The sequence below is a fragment of the Mycobacterium sp. IDUB_28 genome (assembly GCF_055419285.1).
Genome location: NZ_JBVAXK010000004.1, coordinates 21,595 through 41,678, shown reverse-complemented (window position 1 = coordinate 41,678; position 20,084 = coordinate 21,595). Strand labels below are relative to the sequence as shown.

The following is a 20,084-nucleotide window of genomic DNA, read 5'->3' as shown; positions in this document are numbered from 1 at the left end:
CCTATTCCTCGACCGTGACCCCACCCCGGGTGCGTCGCCGACGATGCGAGGTCTTGCCGGTCGGACGGCGGTTGCGCAACCGCGGCTGCACGGCGGCTTCGACGGTTTCTTCCGCCGGTGCGTCTTCCCCGTCAGCCTTGGCCGCCGGTGCCGGCTCATCGTCGGAGTCTTTGTCCAGGCTGACACCCGCGGGTGCCTCGACGGTCTCCGCTTCGACAGGTTCGGCCTCGGCGCTCGGCGCTACGACAGTGTCGGCCTCGACCTCTTCTGCCGCCTCGACCTCTTCTGCGTCCGCGATGTCGGAATCGGCGCCCTCGGCGGCGTCCTCAGTTCCGTCAGCCTCGTCGTCGAGCTCATCTTCCTCAGCGTCTTCGACGTCGGCGGCGGCGACCTTGCCCCGCTGCTTGCCCCGGACGCGGCGTTTCTTGTCCTTCTTCGGCTTGATCGGTTTCGGCGGCGGCGGCGGGAGTTCGGCAGCGAACGACAGGTAGAACATGAAAATCCCGAGCACCGCGATGGCGGCGGCGGCACCGTAGATCGCAAACAACCACTGACCGGCCTTGTCCAGGCTGAGCCAGTACTCGCTGATCGCGGTACCGATGATCAGCACCCCCGCCAGCACGTGGGCCACGATTGCCCACGTCCGGATCGATAGCGCCAGCTGCGGCACGCCGAGTTCGGGCTTGCGGGTCCGCGACAGGTCGAACACCACCGGCAACGCGGCCAGACCGATCAGCACGCCGGTCAGGATGCGAAGGGCGTTGCCCAGGCCGTGCGAGGTGTCACCCACCAGTTCGGGCCACCGGGGCAATACGAAATAGAAGAAGAGGACGCCGGCGCCGATCGAAAACGACGCGTGCCAAAGCACGGCGACTTTGCGCCCCATACCCCTCCTCAGGCAGATCACTCTGCTGCCGACAGGCGACCAGGATAGACATCCGCCCTGGTCACCCGGCAGACCATACAGCGGAGGATGCGGGATTTGAACCCGCGAGGGCTGTTAACCCAACCCGCGTTCCAGGCGAGCGCCATAGGCCACTAGGCGAATCCTCCGTGGTCATGGTAGCCGTTGGACCGCGCAGAGTGCCTCCGGCACCTGCCTCCGCCGCTGACGAGTCGCCAAGAACGGGTCGGCGGCCAGGTACTACACTCGCCGATGGACCCCGCGCGGCGTCTATCCTGTGAACTCCCCCAGGGCCGGAAGGCAGCAAGGGTCAATGGGCTCTGTCGGGTGCGCGGGGTCCCCTTCATGTCACGACGGTGAAAGGGCCGCATGGCTTCGCTCGATTCCCTCAGCCCTGAAGATCTGTCGGCGGTGCACGCGCGCCACCAGCAGGAGTACGCGGGGCTACAGGCCAAGAAGCTGTCGCTCGACCTGACCCGAGGGAAACCGTCACCCGAGCAGCTCGACCTGTCCAACCGGCTGCTGAGCCTGCCCGGAGACGAATTCAAAGACCCGGAAGGCACCGACACCCGCAACTACGGCGGTTTGCACGGACTGCCGGGTCTGCGCGGAATCTTCGCCGAGTTGTTGGGCCTTCCGGTGCAGAACCTGATCGCCGGCAACAACGCCAGCCTGGAATTCATGCACGATGTCGTCGTCTACTCCATGCTGCACGGTGGCGTGGATTCGCCGCGGCCCTGGATACAAGAGCCGGGCGGCGTCAAATTCCTGTGCCCGGTGCCCGGATACGACCGTCACTTCGCCATCACCGAGACCCTGGGCATCGAGATGATCCCGGTTCCGATGCTCGAAGACGGTCCGGATGTCGACCTGATCGAGGAGCTGGTGGCGGTCGACCCGGCCATCAAAGGCATGTGGACGGTGCCGGTCTTCGGAAACCCCACCGGGATCACCTACTCGTGGGAAACCGTGCGCCGGCTGGTGCAGATGCAGACCGCGGCCCCCGACTTCCGCCTGTTCTGGGACAACGCCTACGCAGTGCACACGCTGACCCACGACTTCACCCGTCAGGTCGATGTCCTCGGCCTGGCCACCAAGGCCGGCAACCCCAACCGGCCCTACATCTTCGCCTCCACGTCCAAGATCACCTTCGCCGGCGCCGGGGTGAGCTTCTTCGGCGGGTCGCTGGGCAACATCGCGTGGTATCTGCAGTACGCCGCCAAGAAATCGATCGGCCCGGACAAGGTGAATCAGCTCCGGCACCTGCGCTTCTTCGGGGATGCGGACGGGGTGCGCCTGCACATGCTGCGCCACCAGCAGATTCTGGCGCCGAAGTTCGCGCTGGCGGCCGAGATCCTGGAGCAGCGGCTCGGCGGGTCGAAGATCGCCTCCTGGACCGACCCCAAGGGCGGCTACTTCATCAGCCTCGACGTCCTGCCCGGCACCGCGCGCCGCACCGTCGCCCTGGCCAAGGACGCCGGCATCGCCGTGACCGAGGCCGGCGCATCCTTCCCGTACCGCAAGGATCCCGACGACACCAACATCCGGATCGCGCCGTCGTTCCCGTCACTGACAGATTTACGCAACGCGGTGGACGGGCTCGCTACCTGCGCGCTGCTGGCCGCCACCGAATCGCTGCTGGCGGTCAGGGCCGCCGCAGGCTGACGACGGCGACGTCGTCGTCAGTGGCACCCATCACTGATGCCATCGCCGACCAGATCCGCGACGCGGAGGCGTTGCCGACCCGGGCGAGAGTTTCGGCCAGGCGGTCCAGACCGGCATCGATCGGTTCGCCCCGGCGTTCCACCAAGCCGTCGGAGTACATCACGAGCCCCTGGCCGGGCCCGATGGTGAACGTGCTCGGGGCGTAGGTCACCCCGCGGATGCCGATCGGCGGCGAAAGCTGGACCGAGGCCGCCAGCACCCCCGGATTCGTCAGGTACGGCATCAGGTGGCCGGCGCACGCCGCCTCAACGAGCCCCGAATCGAGGTCAATCCGCGCCACGATGACGGTCGCGAACGCGCCGGGCAACATGTGCACCGAGAAGTCGTTCAGTTGATTCAGGGCTTCGGCCGGCGTGGCGCCGCCGAACAGCTGCGCGCGCAGCGCGTTGCGCAGTTGCGCCATGGTGCCGGCCGCCGCGACACCGTGACCCGCGACGTCGCCGAGCAGCAGGATCAGCCGGCCGTCGCGCAGTTCGAAAGCGTCGTACCAGTCGCCGCCGACGTTGTCGCCCGCCGCCGGCTCGTAGTGCGCCGACAGCTGCCAGCTGTCCAGCTTCGGGATCGATTCCGGCAGCAGACTGCGCTGCAGGGTCTCGGCCATGCGCAACGCGCCGCGCGTGCGGCGGTACAGCGATTCGACCAGGTGGCGGCGCAGCGATTCGGCAGAATCCGCTTCGCTGGGCGTCCACGCCTCGCTGCGTTCCCGCACGATCTCGCGCCACCGCTCGAAAGACTTTCGCGGGCTGAGCCGGATGCCGTCGCTGCCCTCGCGGATCGCGATGGCCTTGTTGTGCGGGTCGCCGCCCCAGTCGACTGACCGCTGGACCTCGCGGCGAAACCAGATCGCGTACTGCCCGTCGGGCAGGTTGAGAGCGAGCGCCCCGGCGACGAGCTTCGGATCGAGATCCAGCGCCGACAACTCCTGGGTCAGGCACTCGGTACTGGCGACCTCCTCGCCCGCGCCGCGGGCCCACGCCGCGACCATGGATGCGACCTCGGGCGGCGGCACCGCCCCGATGACCCGGTATTCACCCTGGATGTTGACGACGACTCCGTCAGCTGGCACCAGGTCGAGCAAGTTCGGCGCGCCGAGCAGCGCCGCCGCCAGGGACTCGCTGTCGTCCAGCGTGGCCGCAATCAATTTCGTCAGCACCGCATTAGCAGCTAACCGCTGGTGCAACTGGTCGTCTTCGAACCGGTCGACCAGTCGCAGCGACAGGGTCGAACCGAGGAACTCCGCCGCCACCCGGGTGCCGTACGGCGGCAGGTGTGGCCCGGCGTAGTGGTGGCAGGCGATCAGGCCCCACAACCGGCCGTGTCGTAGCAGCGAGATCGACATGGACGCGTGCACACCCATGTTCTGGAGGTACTCGATGTGGATAGGGGAGACGCTGCGCAACGTGGCATAGGTGAGGTCCAACGGTTGGCCGCCGGCGGGGTCGATCGCGGGGACCAGGGGAGCCGGCGTGTAGTTGACGTCGGAGATGAGCCGAATCCAGTTCTTCTCATACAACGCCCGCGCCTGGGCCGGGATATCGGTCGAGGGGTAGTGCAGGCCGAGAAAAGAGTTGAGGTCGTCGCGCCTGGATTCGGCGACCACCTCGCCGTTGTAGTCCTCGTCGTACCGGTACACCATCACGCGGTCGAAGCCAGTGAGCGCGCGGACCGATTCCGCGGTGGTGTCATACAGTTCGGTGAGCGTGGTGGCCCGGTTCAGCTCCTCGACGGAGTTGCGCACCGCCTGGTACGTGTTCGGAAACGAAAACGGGCGTTCGCCGTACGCGATCTCGAGTTCAACCAGCAGGATCCCGCCCGGCTCGCGGCGCAGGATGACGTCGAACGCCCGCGTTTCGCCGCCGACATCGATATCGCACTCGAGCGGGTTGCGTTGCCGGAGATCGCCGAAAGTCGACGCCGTCTGCTCGACCCGGGCGGCTTGCGCGGTGCCGATCAGATTCGACAGCGGCCGGTTCAGCACGGCCTCGGTAGGGCGGCCGAGCAAATCCGCGACGTTGGCGCTGACCTGGCGCACCACGAAGTCGGGTTCATGCACCACCGCCAGCACCCCGCGCGGCTGGATGCTGCCGGGAATGTGGATCGGCTCCCGGGCGCAGTTCTCCAGGTCGATGGGGGTGCCGACCGGCACCAGATCGTTGTTGATCACACGATCAACCCCGTTGTGTGCGTGACGTGCACGTCCCACATGTCATCAATAGACTCCTCGCTGCGCAACGCTCCTGTGAGGTGCAGCAGTGACTGGTGAGTGCCACCGGCTTTCGTCGAATCATGATTGCCCGAATCAATTACTACAGGGATTGACGGGGCGACCTATTTTCAACCCCGCTCAGGCCACGAGTGGTCCGCGCCACTCCGCGGCGCGCATCGTCACCGGGCGTGGTTGATTGCCCGCCTCCTCCTCGCGCCACTCCGCCGCGCGATCACGCGCGACTCCGCGGCGCGCATCGTCACCGGGCGTGGCGGATTGCCCGCCTCCTCCTCGCGCCACTCCGCCGCGCGATCACGCGCGACTCCGCGGCGCGCATCGTCACCGGGCGTGGTTGATTGCCCGCCTCCTCCTCGCGCCACTCCGCCGCGCGATCACGCGCGACTCCGCGGCGCGCATCGTCACCGGGCCAAAGTAGCCTGCTCACCGTGGCCCTCTACCGCAAGTATCGACCGGCAACCTTCGCCGAAGTGGTGGGGCAGGAACACGTCACTGAACCGCTGTCGGTGGCCCTGGAAGCGGGCCGGATCAACCACGCGTACCTGTTTTCCGGGCCGCGCGGTTGCGGGAAGACGTCGTCGGCGCGGATCCTGGCCCGCTCGCTGAACTGTGCGCAGGGTCCCACCGCCACGCCCTGCGGTGTCTGCGATTCCTGCCAGGCGCTGGCACCCAACGCCCCGGGCAGCATCGACGTGGTCGAGCTGGACGCGGCCAGCCACGGCGGCGTCGACGACACCCGCGAGCTGCGCGACCGCGCCTTCTACGCGCCTGCTCAGTCGCGCTACCGGGTGTTCATCGTCGACGAAGCCCACATGGTGACCACCGCGGGCTTCAACGCGCTGCTGAAAATCGTCGAAGAACCACCCGAGCACCTCATCTTCATCTTCGCCACCACCGAACCGGAGAAGGTGCTTCCGACGATTCGGTCGCGCACCCACCACTATCCGTTCCGGTTGCTGCCGCCGCGCACCATGCGCGGCCTTATCGCCCGGATCTGCGAACAGGAGCGTGTCGTCGTCGACGACGCGGTGTATCCGCTGGTCATCCGGGCCGGCGGCGGTTCGCCACGGGACACCCTTTCGGTGCTGGATCAGCTGGTAGCCGGTTCCGACGGGGGGCGGGTGACCTACCAGCGGGCGCTGGGGTTGCTGGGGGCCACCGACGTCGCCCTGATCGATGACGCCGTCGACGCGCTGGGCGCCGGCGACGCCGCGGCACTGTTCGGTGCGGTCGAATCGGTGATCGATGCCGGGCACGACCCCCGGCGCTTCGCCACCGATCTGCTGGAGCGGTTCCGCGACCTCATCCTGCTGCAGGCGGTGCCGGACGCTGTGTCCCGCGGCGTGGTGGACGCACCCGAGGACGTGCTGGAACGCATGCGCGAACAGGCCGCACGCATCGGGCCGGCGACCCTCACCCGCTACGCCGAGGTGGTGCAGGCCGGGCTGGGGGAGATGCGCGGCGCGACGGCGCCGCGGTTGCTGTTGGAGGTGGTGTGCGCGCGGCTGCTGCTGCCGTCGGCCTCGGACGCCGAGTCGGCGCTGCTGCAGCGGGTCGAACGCATCGAGACCCGGCTGGCCATCTCGGTACCGGCAGCGGAGGCAGCTACGTCCACCCCGCCTGCGGTTGCCCGCCCCGCGGTGACGCCGGTGCGCCGGTCTACTGCGCCGCAGGTCGCGCGCCCGGCCGCAGCACCTGACCCCCCGGTTCGGCCGGAACCCGCCCCCCGGCCGGCGGCTCGACCCGAACCCGCGCCCGAGCGCAAACCCGCGCCCGAGCGCAAACCCGAGCCGGCCGCGGCGCCCGGTGAACTCAACGCGACCGCGGTCCGCAGCATGTGGCCCACCGTGCGCGACAAAGTCCGTGAGCGCAGTCGCACCACCGCGGTGATGCTGGCGGGCGCCACCGTCCTTGCCTTGGAGGGCGACACGCTGGTGCTGACGCACGAAGCGGCGCCGCTGGCCAGACGGCTGTCAGAACAGCGCAACGCCGACGTGATCGTCGAGGCACTCAAAGACGCGCTCGGAGTCAACTGGCGGGTGCGCTGCGAAGCCGGCCCACCGGCCGGGGCCGATATCAGCGTCGCTGCGCCGACAGTGGCCGAGCCGGACCCGGCGCCCGACACCTCAGCGCGCGACGACGAGGAGAGCATGCTCGCCGAAGCCGGCCGCGCTGACCCCGCAGAACCACGGCGCGACCCCGAAGAGGTTGCCCTGGAGCTGTTGCAGAACGAGCTGGGTGCCCGCCGCATCGACGGGTAGCGATCACCGCCACCTATATCGTGGTCCTACACAATCGACACGAAGGAGTTGCACCCGATGGGACAGGTAAGGGCAGCCAGCACGATCTTGATCAACGCTGAGCCTGACGCCGTGCTCAGTGCGGTCGCCGATTACGAGAAGGTCCGCCCCACGATCCTGCCCTCGCAATACAGCGAGTACCAGGTGCTGCAGGGCGGCCAGGGCCGCGGCACCGTCGCCAAGTGGCGGCTGCAGGCAACCGAGTCGCGGGTGCGCAACGTCCAGGTCGACGTGGACGTCGCCGGTCACACCGTCATCGAGAAAGACGCCAACTCATCGATGGTCACCAACTGGACGGTCGCACCGGCCGGACCCGGGGCCAGCGTCACCGTCACGACCACCTGGACCGGCGCCGGCGGGATCAAGGGTTTCTTCGAAAAGACATTCGCGCCGCTGGGGCTGAAGAAGATTCAGGCTGAGACGCTGCAGAACCTGAAAGGTGCCATAGAAGGGCGTGGCTAGCGGGCCTGGCCCTGGGTGGCCAGAAACCCTGCGACGCCGCGGACCAGCGCGTCGGCGTACTTCTGGCGCCCCTCCGCTGACTCCATCAACGCCGAATCCGCCGGGTTCTTCATGTTTCCCAGTTCGACCAGGATCGACGGATACTGCGCCAGGTTCAATCCGGTCAGGTCCGAACGTCCGTACAGGCCACTTTGGCCGATGTAGGTGGCGGGCGTCAGTCCCGACGCTTGGAGTTGGTCCCGCATCACCCGGGCGAACTGCACCGACGGTCCGGATTGGGCCGCGTTGAGCGGCGGCGACGAATAGTTGACGTGGAATCCGCGCCCGGAGGCCGGTCCGCCGTCCGCGTGCAGGCTGACGACGGCGTTGGGGTGCAGTGCGTTAGCCATGTTGGCGCGTTCGTCGACGCAGGGACCTAACGCGTTGTCATTGCCGCGGGACATGGCGGTCCGCACGCCCAGCGCGTTCAGAGCGGCCCGCAACCGCAGGGCGGTGTCCCACGTAAAGGTGTGTTCGGCATATCCGCTGTTGGTCGACGTGCCACTGGCCTGGCAGTCTTTCGTGCCGCCGCGACCGGTGGGTACCTGACGGCTGATCGACGCGTCATTGGCGCCATTGTGGCCGGGATCGATGAACACGACCATGCCGGCCAGGCTGCCCGGGGCTGCGCCGGCAGCGGGCAGCAACGGCTCGGCGAACGGTGCCACCGCGGCTACCAGCATCCCCAACAACAGGGCCACCCCGACACGAAGGCACATCCGTACGTCCACTGCGCCAAGGTAACGCGGTGCGGACTACGCTGAAGTTTTCGAATCGCCCGACACCCGCAGGCGAAACCAACTCGAGACCAAGATGCGAGGGGACTGTCATGCAACCCGGAGGCGATATGTCGCAGCTGCTGGCTCAGGCGCAGCAGATGCAGCAGAAACTGCTCGAGGCTCAGCAACAGCTGGCTAATTCCGAGGTGCATGGTCAAGCCGGTGGCGGGCTGGTCGAGGTCGTCGTCAAAGGCAGCGGCGAGGTCGTCGGCGTCAAGATCGACCCGAAGGTCGTCGACCCCAACGACATCGAGACCCTGCAGGACCTGATCGTCGGGGCGATGGGTGACGCATCCAAGCAAGTCACTCGGATGGCTCAGGAGCGGCTCGGTGCGCTGGCAGGTGGGATGCGTCCGCCCGCACCGTCCGCGCCTCCCGCGCCGCCGGGTACGCCGCCCGGTGCGCCGGGTGTGCCGGGCCTGTAGACCGGCCGCATGTTCGAAGGGCCCGTCCAGGATCTGATCGACGAACTCGGCAAGCTGCCGGGCATCGGACCCAAGAGCGCGCAACGCATCGCTTTCCACCTGCTGTCGGTCGAGCCACCGGAGATCGATCGGTTGACCGCCGTGCTGGGCAAGGTTCGGGACGGAGTTCAGTTCTGCGCGGTATGCGGCAACGTGTCCGACGACGAACGGTGCCGGATCTGTGCCGATCCGCGCCGGGACGGTTCGCTGGTGTGCGTCGTGGAGGAGCCCAAGGACATTCAGGCCGTGGAGCGCACCCGGGAGTTCCGCGGTCGCTACCACGTGCTGGGCGGGGCGCTGGACCCGCTGTCCGGCATCGGCCCTGAACAGCTGCGGATCCGGGAGTTGCTGACCCGGATCGGCGAGCGGGTGGACGGCGTCGACATCGCCGAGGTGATCATCGCCACCGATCCCAACACCGAGGGCGAGGCCACCGCCACCTATCTGGTGCGGATGCTGCGCGACATCCCCGGCCTCACAGTGACGCGGATCGCCTCAGGCTTGCCGATGGGCGGCGATCTGGAATTCGCCGACGAGCTGACCTTGGGGCGCGCTCTCATCGGCCGCCGCGCGATGGTCTAACGCGCCGACAGCCGCTCGCGGCGCAGCAGGTCCACCTCCGGAAGCTGTAGCGGCGACAGCTCGCCTACTACTTTGCTCAGCAGCTGATCGGCGAGTTCGGGATTGCGGGCCAGGCACGGGCCGTGCATGTAGGTCGCGATGACGTTGCCCTGCACCACCCCGTCGAATCCGTCGCCCGCCCGGTTGCCGGCACCCTTGACGACCGCACTCAACGGCCTGGCCAGGGAACCAAGATCTGTTCCGCCCCGGTGGTTCTCAAAGCCGGTGAGGCGTTCGGTCAGACCGGGCAGCAGAGGTTTGGCCACCAGTTCGCCGATGGTCCGCACCTGCTGCGGCGATGTCGTCGCATCCAGCATTCCGACACCGTCGACCCGTTCGCCCGACGACGTCTCATACCAGTGCCCCAGCACCTGCACGGCCGCGCAGATCGCCAGCACAGGGGCGCCGCGGTCGGCCGCCCGCTGCAGGCCGGGGTGGCGGATCAGGTGGCGGGTGGCCAGGCGTTGCGCATAGTCTTCCGCGCCGCCGAGGGTGTAGAGGTCCAATGAATCCGGGACCGGGTCGGCCAGGGTGATCTCGACAATCTCGGCCGGGATATCGCGCAGCAGTAGCCGTTGCCGCAACACCACGGCGTTGCCGCCGTCGCCGTAGGTGCCCATCACGTCGGGCAACACCAGCCCGATCCGCACGCGGGATTCAGCCATTGCGGGCCAGCCTCCGGTTGAGCTGCAGGAAGGCGGTGTAGTTGGCGACTACCTCCACCCGGCCGGGTGGACACGACGCGATGGCTGCCACCGTGTCGTGCACCAGGGTGTGCTTGACGCCCGCGTACCCCAGCCGCACCGCGAGGTCGGTGCCCCGCTCGCCTGCCGCGACAACGGCGGTGTTCTCGAAGTGCTCGAACCGGACGTCCCACAGCCAGGACAGATCCTCCCCGTCCGGCACCTGTCCGTTGACCGCGATCACCACACCGTCGGCGTGCTTGTCGACCATCGACAACGCTTCCTGCCAGCCGGCCGGGTTCTTGGCCAGCAGGATCCGCGCCTCGTGCGCGCCCACCCGCACCGTCCGGTACCGCCCGGCGACCTCGTCGACCCCGGCCACCGCCGCGACCGCGTCGGCGGGGTCAGCGCCCAGCGCGACGGCGGCCGCCACCGCCTGCGCCGCGTTGCCCCTGTTCACCGCGCCGGGCAGGCCCAACTGCATCGGCAACGCCAGCCCGTCGGGCCCGTATAGCGTCTCCTCGTCGAACCACCACTGCGGGCTGGGCCGTTTGAAGTCGGCACCGGTGGAATACCAGTGACCCCGGTCCCGGACGATGACCTCACCGCTGCGCGGGCAACTCACCGAGTCGTTGGCCCACGATCCGCCCGCAGCCACCCAGACCACGTCCGGGCTGTCGTACGCGGCCGACGTCATCAGCACGTCGTCGCAGTTGGCCACGACGACCGCCGTGGGATGGCGGGCCAGCCCGGCGCGCAGGGTGCGTTCGATGACGTTGATCTCGCCGACCCGGTCCAGCTGGTCGCGGGACAGGTTGAGCAGCACGATGGCGGCCGGTTCGACCGCGTCCGACACGTGCGGCACATGCATCTCGTCGACTTCCAGGGCGGCCAACCCGGCCCGACGGTCGGCGGCCAGCGCCGCCACCAGGCCGGCGTCCATGTTGGCGCCTTCGGCGTTGGTGGCCACCGCCCCGAGCGTGCTCAGCGCGGCAGCGGTCATCCGGGTGGTCGTGGACTTGCCGTTGGTGCCGGTCACGATGACGGTGCGCCGACCCACTCCGAGTTGCCGCAGCACCGAGCGGTCCAGCGTCATCGCGACCAGGCCACCGATCATCGCGCCGGCCCCGCGACCGGTGACGCGCGACGCCCACCGCGCACTTGCTCCGGCGGCAAGGGCCAGTCGTGCGCGAGCGGTGATCACCCGGGGAAGTTTAAGGCGATCGCGAGCGCGGCGCTTTTCCGGGCGAAGCGGGTCGCCGTCAGAAACCGAGCCGATCGCAAGGGCGGCGCTTTTCCGGGCGAAGCGGGTCGCCGTCAGAAACCGAGCCGATCGCGAGCGCGGCGCTTTTCCGGGCGAAGCGGGTCGCCCGTCAATCATGTTCAGCGCCGACACGGCGCGCTGCTTTGTCGGCGATGTCGGCCGGGCGTGCCATCCTCGACCCATGAACCGGATGTCCTGGGGCCGGCCCGCCCGAGAGCAGGACGGGGGATGGGCCGTCATCGACGTCGAGACTTCGGGCTTTCGCCCAGGTCAGGCCCGGGTCATCAGTATCGCCGCACTGGGTCTCGATCAGTTCGGGCAGGTCGAGCAGTCAGTGGTCAGCCTGCTCAACCCGGGCGTGGACCCGGGTCCTACGCATGTGCACGGACTGACCCCCGCGATGCTCGAGGACCAGCCGCAATTCGCCGACATCGTCGACGACGTGATCGAGGTGTTGCGCGGCCGCACCCTGGTGGCCCACAACGTCGCGTTCGACTATTCGTTCCTGGCGGCGGAGGCCGAGATGGCCGGGGCCGAACTGCCGATCGACTCAGTCATGTGCACGGTCGAGTTGGCCCGACGCCTGGAACTCGGCGTGCAGAATCTGCGGCTGCAGACGTTGGCCGCGCACTGGGGTGTGACTCAGGAACGCCCGCATGACGCGTTCGACGATGCGATGGTGTTGACCGAAGTGCTCGCCGCTGCCCTGCAGCGGGCGCGGGCCCGCGACATCTGGCTCCCCGTGCGCCCGGTGACCCGGCGCTGCTGGCCGAACGGGCGGATCACCCATGAGGAGCTGCGACCGCTCAAAGCGCTGGCTGCCCGGATGCCCTGTCCTTATCTGAACCCGGGTCGCTACATCTCGGGCCGGCCACTGGTACAGGGCATGCGGGTGGCGCTGGCGGCCGAGGTCGGCCGCACCCACGAGGAACTGGTCGAGCGGATCCTGCACGCCGGGTTGGCCTACAGCGATGACGTCGACCGCGAGACTTCGCTGGTGGTGTGTAACGACGCCGCACCGGAGCACGGCAAGGGCTATCACGCCAGGCAGTTGGGGGTCCCGGTGGTGCCCGACGCGCTGTTCATGGACAGCGTCGAGTCCGTCGTCGGTGGCCGGAGCATGGAGCACTTCGTCGACGCCACCGCGGACGACGAGCAGTTCGTTCTGTTCTGACGTCGTGCCGAATGTGCCGCAAATCGCGGTTCGACGTTTCGTACCGCAGCCTCCGGGCTATTCAACACATGTAAGAGAGAGACTCGAAACGCTTATCCGGTAAGCGATTTCGACCGGGGACTCACTCTTCAGCTAACAAACCGCAAACCCGGCCCGACCCCCGACCCCCCAGGGCCGGGTTTGCCCTGTGGAACGCAATTCTCAGCGGGAGGCCCGGTTCACCGCTGACACCACCGCCCGTAGCGATGCCGTGGTGATTGACGGGGCGATCCCGACACCCCACACCGTCTTTCCGGCGACCGAAGCCTCGACATACGCCGCGGCCTGCGCGTCGTCACCGGCGCTCATCGCGTGCTCGGAATAGTCCAGCACCGCCACGTCGAATCCGACGGTCCCCAGCGCGTCGATGAACGCGGCAAGTGGGCCGTTTCCGGCGCCGCTGATCTCGGTCTCCACCCCGTCGATCTTGACCGTGGCCGCAATGGTGGTGGTGCCGGTGTCTTCTTCGGACGCGTCCACCCGCTGCTTGACCCGTTCCAGCGGCAGGACCGGGGCGAGGTACTCCTCGGAGAACGCTTCCCACATCTCCTTGGGCGATACTTCACCGCCGTCCCCGTCCGCCATTTTCTGAATGACTTGGGAAAACTCGATCTGCAGCCGGCGTGGCAGGGCCAGGCCGTGGTCGGCCTTCATGATGTAGGCCACGCCGCCCTTGCCGGACTGCGAGTTGACCCGGATCACCGCCTCGTAGGTGCGACCCACGTCCTTGGGGTCGATCGGCAGATACGGCACCTGCCACAACATGTCCTCGACGTCCGAGTTCGCGGCATCGGCATCGACCTTCATCTGGTCCAGCCCCTTGTTGATGGCGTCCTGATGGCTACCCGAGAACGCGGTATAGACCAGGTCGCCACCATAGGGATGGCGTTCGTGGACCGGCAGCTGATTGCAGTACTCCACCGTGCGGCGGATCTCGTCGATGTTGGAGAAGTCGATCTGGGGGTCCACGCCGCGGGAGAACAGATTCAGGCCCAGCGTGACCAGGCACACGTTCCCGGTGCGTTCGCCGTTGCCGAACAGGCATCCCTCGATCCGGTCGGCACCGGCCTGGTAGCCGAGTTCGGCTGCGGCGACGGCGGTTCCGCGGTCATTGTGCGGGTGCAGGCTCAGGATGACGGAGTCGCGACGCGCCAAGTTACGGCTCATCCACTCGATCGAGTCGGCGTAGACGTTGGGTGTGGCCATCTCCACGGTGGCTGGCAGGTTGAAGATGATCGGGTTGTCCGGCGTCGGCTGGATGACAGCTCCCACGGCGTCGCACACGTCGCGGGCGTACTCCAGCTCGGTTCCGGTGTAGGACTCCGGCGAATATTCGAAGCGCCACCGGGTTCCCGGGTACTTGGCCGCTTCCTCGACGCACTTGCGCGCGCCGTCGGTCGCGATGGCCTGCACCGTGTCCCGGTCGGCGCGGAACACCACCCGGCGCTGCAGGATCGACGTCGAGTTGTAGAAGTGCACGATCGCCTGCGGCGCGCCGTCGCACGCGAGGAAGGTGCGTTCGATCAATTCGGGACGACACTGGGTCAGCACCTGAATGGTGACGTCGTCCGGGATGGCGCCGTCGTTGATGATCTCGCGGACGAAGTCGAAGTCGGTCTGGCTGGCTGAGGGGAAACCGACCTCAATCTCCTTATAGCCCATCCGGACCAGCAGATCGAACATGCGCCGTTTGCGGGCCGGACTCATCGGGTCGATCAACGCCTGATTTCCGTCGCGCAGGTCGACGGCACACCACAGCGGTGCGTGCTCGATGACGCGGTCGGGCCAGGTGCGGTCGGTCAGCCGGATCGGCTCGACCTCGTCGGCGAACGGGCGGTAGCGGTTGACCGGCATCGATGTGCCGCGTTGCGGGTTCCAGGCGGGCTGACCGGACCGCGGCGGGCCGGCGGGTTTGATGACGGTGCGGGCCGATACGTAGGCATCGGATGAATTGGGATTAGTCACGGTGGGTGCTCCAGGGGGTGTGAATGAGGAACCTCAGACCGGCGCATCGCGAAACACCCGCGACGGGAAGCCGGTCTGGATCAGACCCCGTCGCGGCGTCCGAGAAGGAGCACCCGCTGCACGTGCTGAACTCTACCGCGGTCGGCCCGATCACCAAAACCGCATGGATTCACCTTTGTAGCGGGCTCTTCAGCCAATCCCAGTCCAACCCCACCAGTCCGGCCACCCAGCCGAAACTGCCCAGCAGCCACAATGTCGCAACCGTCACGGCGGCGGTGAGCAATGTCGCGGCGGCCCGTACCGCCGGATGCTGTCGGCCAAGCCACTGCATGACAGCGTCGTAGCGACCACGGACGTACTTCAGCAGCCGCCGGAAAACGTCGAACTCGGTGGCCAGCACGGCCAGCCCCAGGAACACGATCGCCCAGCCCGGTCCCGGATAGGGGATGGCGATGATCCCCACTGTCAGTAGCGCCACGCCTACGACGCCCACCAGGATGCGGTAGCCGAAATCCACCGTGGGCCACTCCCGCAGCCGATCCCGTGCCCGGCCCAATCGGCGCCTGACCGGCTTGTGCTCCTTGCTCACCCCTGCACCGTATCGACTACGCGTCGATGTAAATCGAGATGCGTCGCCGCGTATCCTGTTGTGGACTTAGAGCCGGTTAAGTAATCCCAGACAGGACAATTCAGTGGCGCTCGTCGTGCAGAAGTACGGCGGATCCTCGGTGGCTGACGCCGACCGGATTCGTCGCGTTGCCGAGCGGATCGTGGAGACCAAGAAGCAGGGCAATGACGTCGTCGTAGTGGTGTCCGCGATGGGCGATACCACCGATGACCTGCTCGACCTGGCCCAACAGGTCTGCCCGGTGCCCCCGCCGCGCGAACTCGACATGCTGCTGACCGCGGGTGAGCGCATCTCCAATGCGCTGGTAGCCATGGCGATCGAGTCGTTGGGCGCCCACGCCCGCTCATTCACCGGTTCGCAGGCCGGTGTCATCACCACCGGCACGCACGGCAACGCCAAAATCATCAACGTCACGCCCGGCCGGTTGCAGGCCGCGCTGGACGAGGGCCGGATCGTCCTGGTGGCCGGCTTCCAGGGTGTCAGCCAGGACACCCGCGACGTCACCACGCTGGGTCGCGGCGGGTCGGACACCACGGCGGTCGCGCTGGCTTCGGCGCTCGGCGCCGACGTCTGCGAGATCTACACCGATGTAGACGGCATTTTCAGCGCCGACCCGCGGATCGTCCCCAATGCCCGCAAGCTCGACACCGTCACCTTCGAGGAGATGCTCGAGATGGCGGCCTGCGGGGCCAAGGTGCTGATGCTGCGGTGCGTCGAATATGCCCGCCGTTACAACCTGCCGGTGCATGTTCGGTCGTCCTACTCGGACCGGCCAGGCACCGTCGTCGTCGGATCGATCAAGGACATCGCCATGGAAGACCCCATCCTGACCGGAGTCGCGCACGACCGCAGCGAGGCCAAGGTAACCATCGTCGGGATCCCCGACATCCCCGGCTATGCGGCCAAAGTGTTCCGAGCCGTCGCCGACGCCGACGTGAACATCGACATGGTGTTGCAGAACGTGTCCAAGGTGGAGGACGGCAAGACCGACATCACCTTCACCTGCGCTCGCGACAGCGGGCCGACCGCGGTGGCCAAGCTGGACTCGCTCAAAGACGAGATCGGCTTCCTGCAACTGCTCTACGACGACCACATCGGCAAAGTGTCGCTGATCGGAGCCGGTATGCGCAGCCACCCCGGCGTCACCGCGACGTTCTGTGAGGCGCTGGCCGCGGTCGGCGTCAACATCGAGCTGATCTCCACCTCTGAGATCAGGATCTCAGTACTGTGCCGCGACACCGAACTGGACAAGGCCGTCGTGGCGTTGCACGAAGCCTTCGGCCTGGGCGGCGAGGAGGAGGCGACGGTGTACGCGGGGACGGGCCGGTAGATGGGCCTGTCGATTGGTGTAGTCGGCGCCACCGGCCAGGTAGGCCAGGTGATGCGCACCCTGCTCGAGGAACGGGATTTCCCGGCCGAATCCGTGCGGTTCTTCGCCTCGGCCCGCTCCCAGGGCCGCAAGCTACCGTTCCGGGGCCAGGAGATCGAGGTCGAGGACGCCGAAACCGCAGACCCGACCGGCCTGGACATCGCGCTGTTCTCCGCCGGGGGAGCCATGTCGAAGGTGCAGGCGCCGCGGTTCGCCGCGGCCGGAGTGACGGTGATCGACAACTCCTCGGCCTGGCGCAAGGACCCCGATGTGCCGCTGGTGGTCTCCGAAGTGAATTTCGAACGGGATGCCGGTAATCGCCCGAGAGGCATCATCGCCAACCCGAACTGCACCACGATGGCCGCGATGCCGGTCCTCAAAGTGCTGCATGACGAGGCGCAGCTGACCCGTTTCGTCGCGTCGTCCTACCAGGCGGTTTCGGGCAGTGGCCTGGCCGGGGTCGAGGAACTTGCCACCCAGGCGCGTGCGGTGATCGACGGCGCCGAGCAGTTGGTGCACGACGGACGTGCGGTCGATTTTCCCCCGCCGAGCAAGTACGTCGCCCCGATCGCGTTCAACGTGGTGCCACTGGCGGGGTCCCTGGTCGACGACGGCTCCGGGGAGACCGACGAGGACCAGAAGCTGCGTTCGGAGAGCCGCAAGATTCTGGGCATTCCGGACCTGCTGGTCAGCGGCACCTGTGTACGGGTCCCGGTGTTCACCGGGCACTCGCTGTCCATCAACGCCGAGTTCGCCCGACCACTCTCCCCCGAGCGGGCGCGCGAACTGTTGGACGGCGCGGCGGGGGTCAAACTGGTCGACGTGCCCACCCCGCTGGCCGCCGCCGGTGTCGACGAGTCCCTGGTCGGCCGGATCCGCCACGACCCCGGCGTCCCGGACGGGCGCGGACTGGCGCTGTTCATCTCCGGGGACAATCTGCGCAAGGGCGCCGCGCTGAACACCATTCAGATCGCGGAGCTGCTGGCTGCGCAGTCATAGCTGCTACATAGCTTGCCCATAGCGGTCACTACTGGTTGGCCCGGCATCATCCATTTCATGAGCCAAATTTCTGACACCCCGCCCACTACGACCACCACCGCGGTCGCCCCTGCAGAACGCGTCGAACACCGCACGCCGAAGGTCTTCAAGGCCGCGGCTTGGGTCGCCATCGTCGCCGGCATCGTGTTCATCGTCTCGGTCATCTTCTTCACCGGATTCCGGCTGGGCCTGGCCGCCGGGCACGGCGGCGGCCATCACCGCCACCACAAGCACCACCCGGCGATGTTCCATCGCTCGGGTTACCCCGGGGGCGGGGCCCCGTCAGTTGCCCCCGGCAACGGGCCCGGCGGTCCCGGCCAGGTACCTCCCTCGGTCTCGCCGTCCACCACGGTCGCCCCGACTCCCGGTCGCTGACTCTCGGCATAATCGACACCCGGCGCTCGTCAGAGCGCCGGGCTTCATCAATTCACGGCAACTTTGTTGCCGCATCCCTTTACGGTGCCGCGGACCTAGGCAATATTCGAAGATGTGAGTGATACCGCCCTGCCGCCGACTTCCACCGCCTCGACCGACACCGCCCCGCCACCCCCGCCGCCGCGCCACTACGAAAAACCGCCGCCCCTCTTCCGGGTTGCCGCGTGGGTGGTGATCGTCGCCGGCATCACGTTCATCGCCTCGACCCTGTTCTTCGCCGGGGCAATGGTGGTCGGTGCCGGCAAGTGCCACCACCATCACCGCCATCACCACGGCATGTTCCAGCCCGGTGGTTCGGGTTGGCAACCCGGACCTCCGCCGCCTGGGATGGGGCCCGGCTTCCCGCCCGGGGGTCCCAGTGGTCCGCCAGGTCCGGGTCAGTCCCCGAATACCTCCGGACCCGGCGCGCCGTCCACCAGTGCGCCCGGGCGCTAGCCGTCTTTCTCGAATAACTTTGCAGCCCTTGAGTTTTCCGTTAACAGCCCAGTTACAGGAGATAACGTAATGACGGAGCGTTACACCACCACCGACGGTGGCAGCCCGGCACCCAGCGACAAGGAGTCATTGTCCATCGGTCCGGACGGCCCACTGCTGCTGCAGGACCACTACCTGATCGAGCAGATGGCGCAATTCAACCGGGAGCGCATCCCGGAGCGTCAGCCCCACGCCAAAGGCGGCGGCGCGTTCGGCCAGTTCGAGGTGACCAACGACGTGAGCCAGTACACCCGGGCCGCGGTATTCCAGCCGGGTGCCAAGACCGAGATGGTGGCCAGGTTCTCGACGGTGGCCGGCGAGCGCGGCAGCCCAGACACCTGGCGCGACCCCCGTGGCTTCGCGCTGAAGTTCTACACCAGCGAAGGCAACTTCGACATGGTCGGCAACAACACCCCGGTTTTCTTCATTCGCGACCCATTGAAGTTCCAGCACTTCATCCGGTCCCAGAAGCGGCTCCAGGCAAGCAATGTGCGCGACCACAACATGCAGTGGGACTTCTGGACTCTCACGCCGGAGTCGGCGCATCAGGTGACGTGGTTGATGGGGGATCGCGGTATCCCGAAGAACTGGCGGCACATGAACGGATACAGCAGCCACACCTACAGCTGGATCAACGCCAACGACGAGATCTTCTGGGTGAAGTATCACTTCATCACCGACCAGGGCATCGACTTCCTCACGCAGGAGGACGCCGACCGGCTGGCCGGTGAGGACGGCGACTATCACCAGCGCGATCTGTACGACAGCATCGAGGCCGGAAACTTCCCCAGCTGGACGCTCAAGATGCAGATCATGCCGTTCGAGGAGGCCAAGACCTACCGGTTCAATCCCTTCGACCTCACCAAGGTGTGGCCGCACGGCGACTACCCGCTGATCGACGTCGGCAAGATGACGCTGAACCGCAACGTCACCGACTATCACGCCGAAATGGAGCAGGCGGCGTTCGAGCCCAACAACATCGTGCCGGGCACCGGGTTGAGCCCGGACAAGATGTTGCTGGGCCGGGGTTTCTCCTACGCCGACGCGCACCGGGCCCGGTTGGGCGTCAACTACAAGCAGATTCCGGTGAATTCGCCTCACGTTGAAGTCAACAGCTATTCCAAGGATGGGGCGATGCGGATCAAGAATGCGTCCGACCCGGTGTATGCGCCCAATTCGTTCGGTGGGCCGCACGCAGATCCGCGTCGCGCTGCCGAGGTGCGCTGGTTCGCCGACGGCGAGATGGTCCGCTCGGCGTACACGCTGCGGCCGGAGGACGACGACTGGGGCCAGGCCGGCACCCTGGTCCGCGACGTTCTCGACGACGCCCAGCGGGATCGGTTGGCGCATAACATCATCGGGCATGTCTCTGATGGTGTGAAGGAGCCGGTCCTGTCGCGGGTGTTCGAGTACTGGCGAAACGTCGACCCCGACTTGGGCAAGAAGGTGGAGGAGGGCGTGCGGGCGAATCTGGGTTGACGCCGGTATTCCGGGGCC

Annotated in this window: 18 protein-coding genes, 1 tRNA gene and 1 other RNA gene; 12 read left to right on the top strand and 8 right to left on the bottom strand. The window is 67.3% G+C overall.

Annotated features, from left to right (window positions below):
- Position 1 precedes the first annotated feature (1 nt).
- Both ACZYZ9_RS09580 and ACZYZ9_RS09575 read right to left on the bottom strand, forming a co-directional pair.
- The gene (locus tag ACZYZ9_RS09580; RefSeq protein WP_463826033.1) at positions 2-886 is read right to left on the bottom strand and encodes a hypothetical protein; all 885 of its coding nucleotides are present in this window, start codon (positions 884-886) and stop codon (positions 2-4) included.
- A gap of 81 nt (positions 887-967) precedes the next feature.
- Positions 968-1,053: transfer RNA gene (locus tag ACZYZ9_RS09575), tRNA-Ser, on the bottom strand.
- A gap of 102 nt (positions 1,054-1,155) precedes the next feature.
- On the opposite strand from ACZYZ9_RS09575, the gene ffs reads away from it, so the two are divergent.
- Together ffs and ACZYZ9_RS09565 are read left to right on the top strand one after the other, a co-directional pair.
- Positions 1,156-1,250: signal recognition particle sRNA small type (ffs, locus tag ACZYZ9_RS09570), an RNA gene on the top strand.
- Positions 1,251-1,273: 23 nt separating this feature from the next.
- Positions 1,274-2,569: an aspartate aminotransferase type Ic gene (locus tag ACZYZ9_RS09565; RefSeq protein ID WP_463826032.1), complete on the top strand. Its 1,296-nt coding sequence runs from the start codon at positions 1,274-1,276 to the stop codon at positions 2,567-2,569.
- Here the strand turns inward: ACZYZ9_RS09565 and ACZYZ9_RS09560 are convergent.
- Positions 2,550-4,793 carry a SpoIIE family protein phosphatase gene (locus ACZYZ9_RS09560; protein ID WP_463826031.1) on the bottom strand — a complete coding sequence of 748 codons (2,244 nt, stop codon included), beginning with the start codon at positions 4,791-4,793 and terminating at the stop codon, positions 2,550-2,552. The two genes, ACZYZ9_RS09565 and ACZYZ9_RS09560, sit on opposite strands and share 20 nt — an antisense overlap.
- 488 nt (positions 4,794-5,281) lie before the next feature.
- Here ACZYZ9_RS09560 and ACZYZ9_RS09555 point away from each other — a divergent pair, with 488 nt between their 5' ends.
- Both ACZYZ9_RS09555 and ACZYZ9_RS09550 read left to right on the top strand, forming a co-directional pair.
- Positions 5,282-7,114 carry a DNA polymerase III subunits gamma/tau gene (locus ACZYZ9_RS09555; RefSeq protein ID WP_463826030.1) on the top strand — a complete coding sequence of 611 codons (1,833 nt, stop codon included), beginning with the start codon at positions 5,282-5,284 and terminating at the stop codon, positions 7,112-7,114.
- A gap of 57 nt (positions 7,115-7,171) precedes the next feature.
- Entirely contained in the window at positions 7,172-7,615 is a 444-nt protein-coding gene (locus ACZYZ9_RS09550; RefSeq protein ID WP_463826029.1) for an SRPBCC family protein, read from the top strand.
- Here ACZYZ9_RS09550 and ACZYZ9_RS09545 read toward each other — a convergent pair.
- Positions 7,612-8,373, bottom strand: a complete 762-nt coding sequence (locus tag ACZYZ9_RS09545) for an Rv3717 family N-acetylmuramoyl-L-alanine amidase (RefSeq protein WP_463826414.1) — start codon at positions 8,371-8,373, stop codon at positions 7,612-7,614. The two genes, ACZYZ9_RS09550 and ACZYZ9_RS09545, sit on opposite strands and share 4 nt — an antisense overlap.
- A gap of 110 nt (positions 8,374-8,483) precedes the next feature.
- Here ACZYZ9_RS09545 and ACZYZ9_RS09540 point away from each other — a divergent pair, with 110 nt between their 5' ends.
- Positions 8,484-8,858, top strand: a complete 375-nt coding sequence (locus ACZYZ9_RS09540; protein ID WP_463826028.1) for a YbaB/EbfC family nucleoid-associated protein — start codon at positions 8,484-8,486, stop codon at positions 8,856-8,858.
- A 9-nt stretch (positions 8,859-8,867) separates the two neighbouring features.
- On the top strand, positions 8,868-9,479 hold the full coding sequence (gene recR / locus ACZYZ9_RS09535; protein ID WP_463826027.1) for a recombination mediator RecR: 612 nt from the start codon (positions 8,868-8,870) through the stop codon (positions 9,477-9,479).
- Here the strand turns inward: recR and ACZYZ9_RS09530 are convergent.
- Together ACZYZ9_RS09530 and ACZYZ9_RS09525 are read right to left on the bottom strand one after the other, a co-directional pair.
- The gene (locus ACZYZ9_RS09530) at positions 9,476-10,183 is read right to left on the bottom strand and encodes a type 1 glutamine amidotransferase (RefSeq protein WP_463826026.1); all 708 of its coding nucleotides are present in this window, start codon (positions 10,181-10,183) and stop codon (positions 9,476-9,478) included. The two genes, recR and ACZYZ9_RS09530, sit on opposite strands and share 4 nt — an antisense overlap.
- A complete protein-coding gene (locus tag ACZYZ9_RS09525; protein ID WP_463826025.1) occupies positions 10,176-11,405 on the bottom strand; it encodes a MurT ligase domain-containing protein in 1,230 nt (409 codons plus the stop codon). Before ACZYZ9_RS09525 ends, ACZYZ9_RS09530 begins: the two co-directional genes overlap by 8 nt.
- A gap of 241 nt (positions 11,406-11,646) precedes the next feature.
- Between ACZYZ9_RS09525 and ACZYZ9_RS09520 the strand changes: the two genes are divergently transcribed.
- A complete protein-coding gene (locus ACZYZ9_RS09520) occupies positions 11,647-12,639 on the top strand; it encodes a DEDDh family exonuclease (protein ID WP_463826024.1) in 993 nt (330 codons plus the stop codon).
- 201 nt (positions 12,640-12,840) lie between these two features.
- Here the strand turns inward: ACZYZ9_RS09520 and leuA are convergent, their stop codons facing one another.
- Entirely contained in the window at positions 12,841-14,643 is a 1,803-nt protein-coding gene (gene leuA, locus ACZYZ9_RS09515; protein WP_463826023.1) for a 2-isopropylmalate synthase, read from the bottom strand.
- Between the two features lie 169 nt (positions 14,644-14,812).
- Positions 14,813-15,232 carry a TIGR02611 family protein gene (locus tag ACZYZ9_RS09510; protein WP_463826022.1) on the bottom strand — a complete coding sequence of 140 codons (420 nt, stop codon included), beginning with the start codon at positions 15,230-15,232 and terminating at the stop codon, positions 14,813-14,815.
- 103 nt (positions 15,233-15,335) lie between these two features.
- Here ACZYZ9_RS09510 and ACZYZ9_RS09505 point away from each other — a divergent pair, with 103 nt between their 5' ends.
- The 5 genes from ACZYZ9_RS09505 (at position 15,336) to ACZYZ9_RS09485 (ending at position 20,066) form a co-directional block, all read left to right on the top strand.
- The gene (locus ACZYZ9_RS09505) at positions 15,336-16,601 is read left to right on the top strand and encodes an aspartate kinase (protein WP_463826021.1); all 1,266 of its coding nucleotides are present in this window, start codon (positions 15,336-15,338) and stop codon (positions 16,599-16,601) included.
- Positions 16,602-17,639 carry an aspartate-semialdehyde dehydrogenase gene (locus ACZYZ9_RS09500; RefSeq protein WP_463826020.1) on the top strand — a complete coding sequence of 346 codons (1,038 nt, stop codon included), beginning with the start codon at positions 16,602-16,604 and terminating at the stop codon, positions 17,637-17,639. It abuts the gene before it with no gap.
- A 57-nt stretch (positions 17,640-17,696) separates the two neighbouring features.
- Complete coding sequence (locus tag ACZYZ9_RS09495; RefSeq protein WP_463826019.1) at positions 17,697-18,053, top strand: hypothetical protein; 357 nt, start codon at positions 17,697-17,699, stop codon at positions 18,051-18,053.
- Between the two features lie 114 nt (positions 18,054-18,167).
- Positions 18,168-18,548 carry a hypothetical protein gene (locus tag ACZYZ9_RS09490; RefSeq protein WP_463826018.1) on the top strand — a complete coding sequence of 127 codons (381 nt, stop codon included), beginning with the start codon at positions 18,168-18,170 and terminating at the stop codon, positions 18,546-18,548.
- 69 nt (positions 18,549-18,617) lie between these two features.
- Positions 18,618-20,066, top strand: coding sequence for a catalase (locus ACZYZ9_RS09485; protein WP_463826017.1), 1,449 nt, complete (start codon positions 18,618-18,620; stop codon positions 20,064-20,066).
- Positions 20,067-20,084 lie beyond the last annotated feature (18 nt).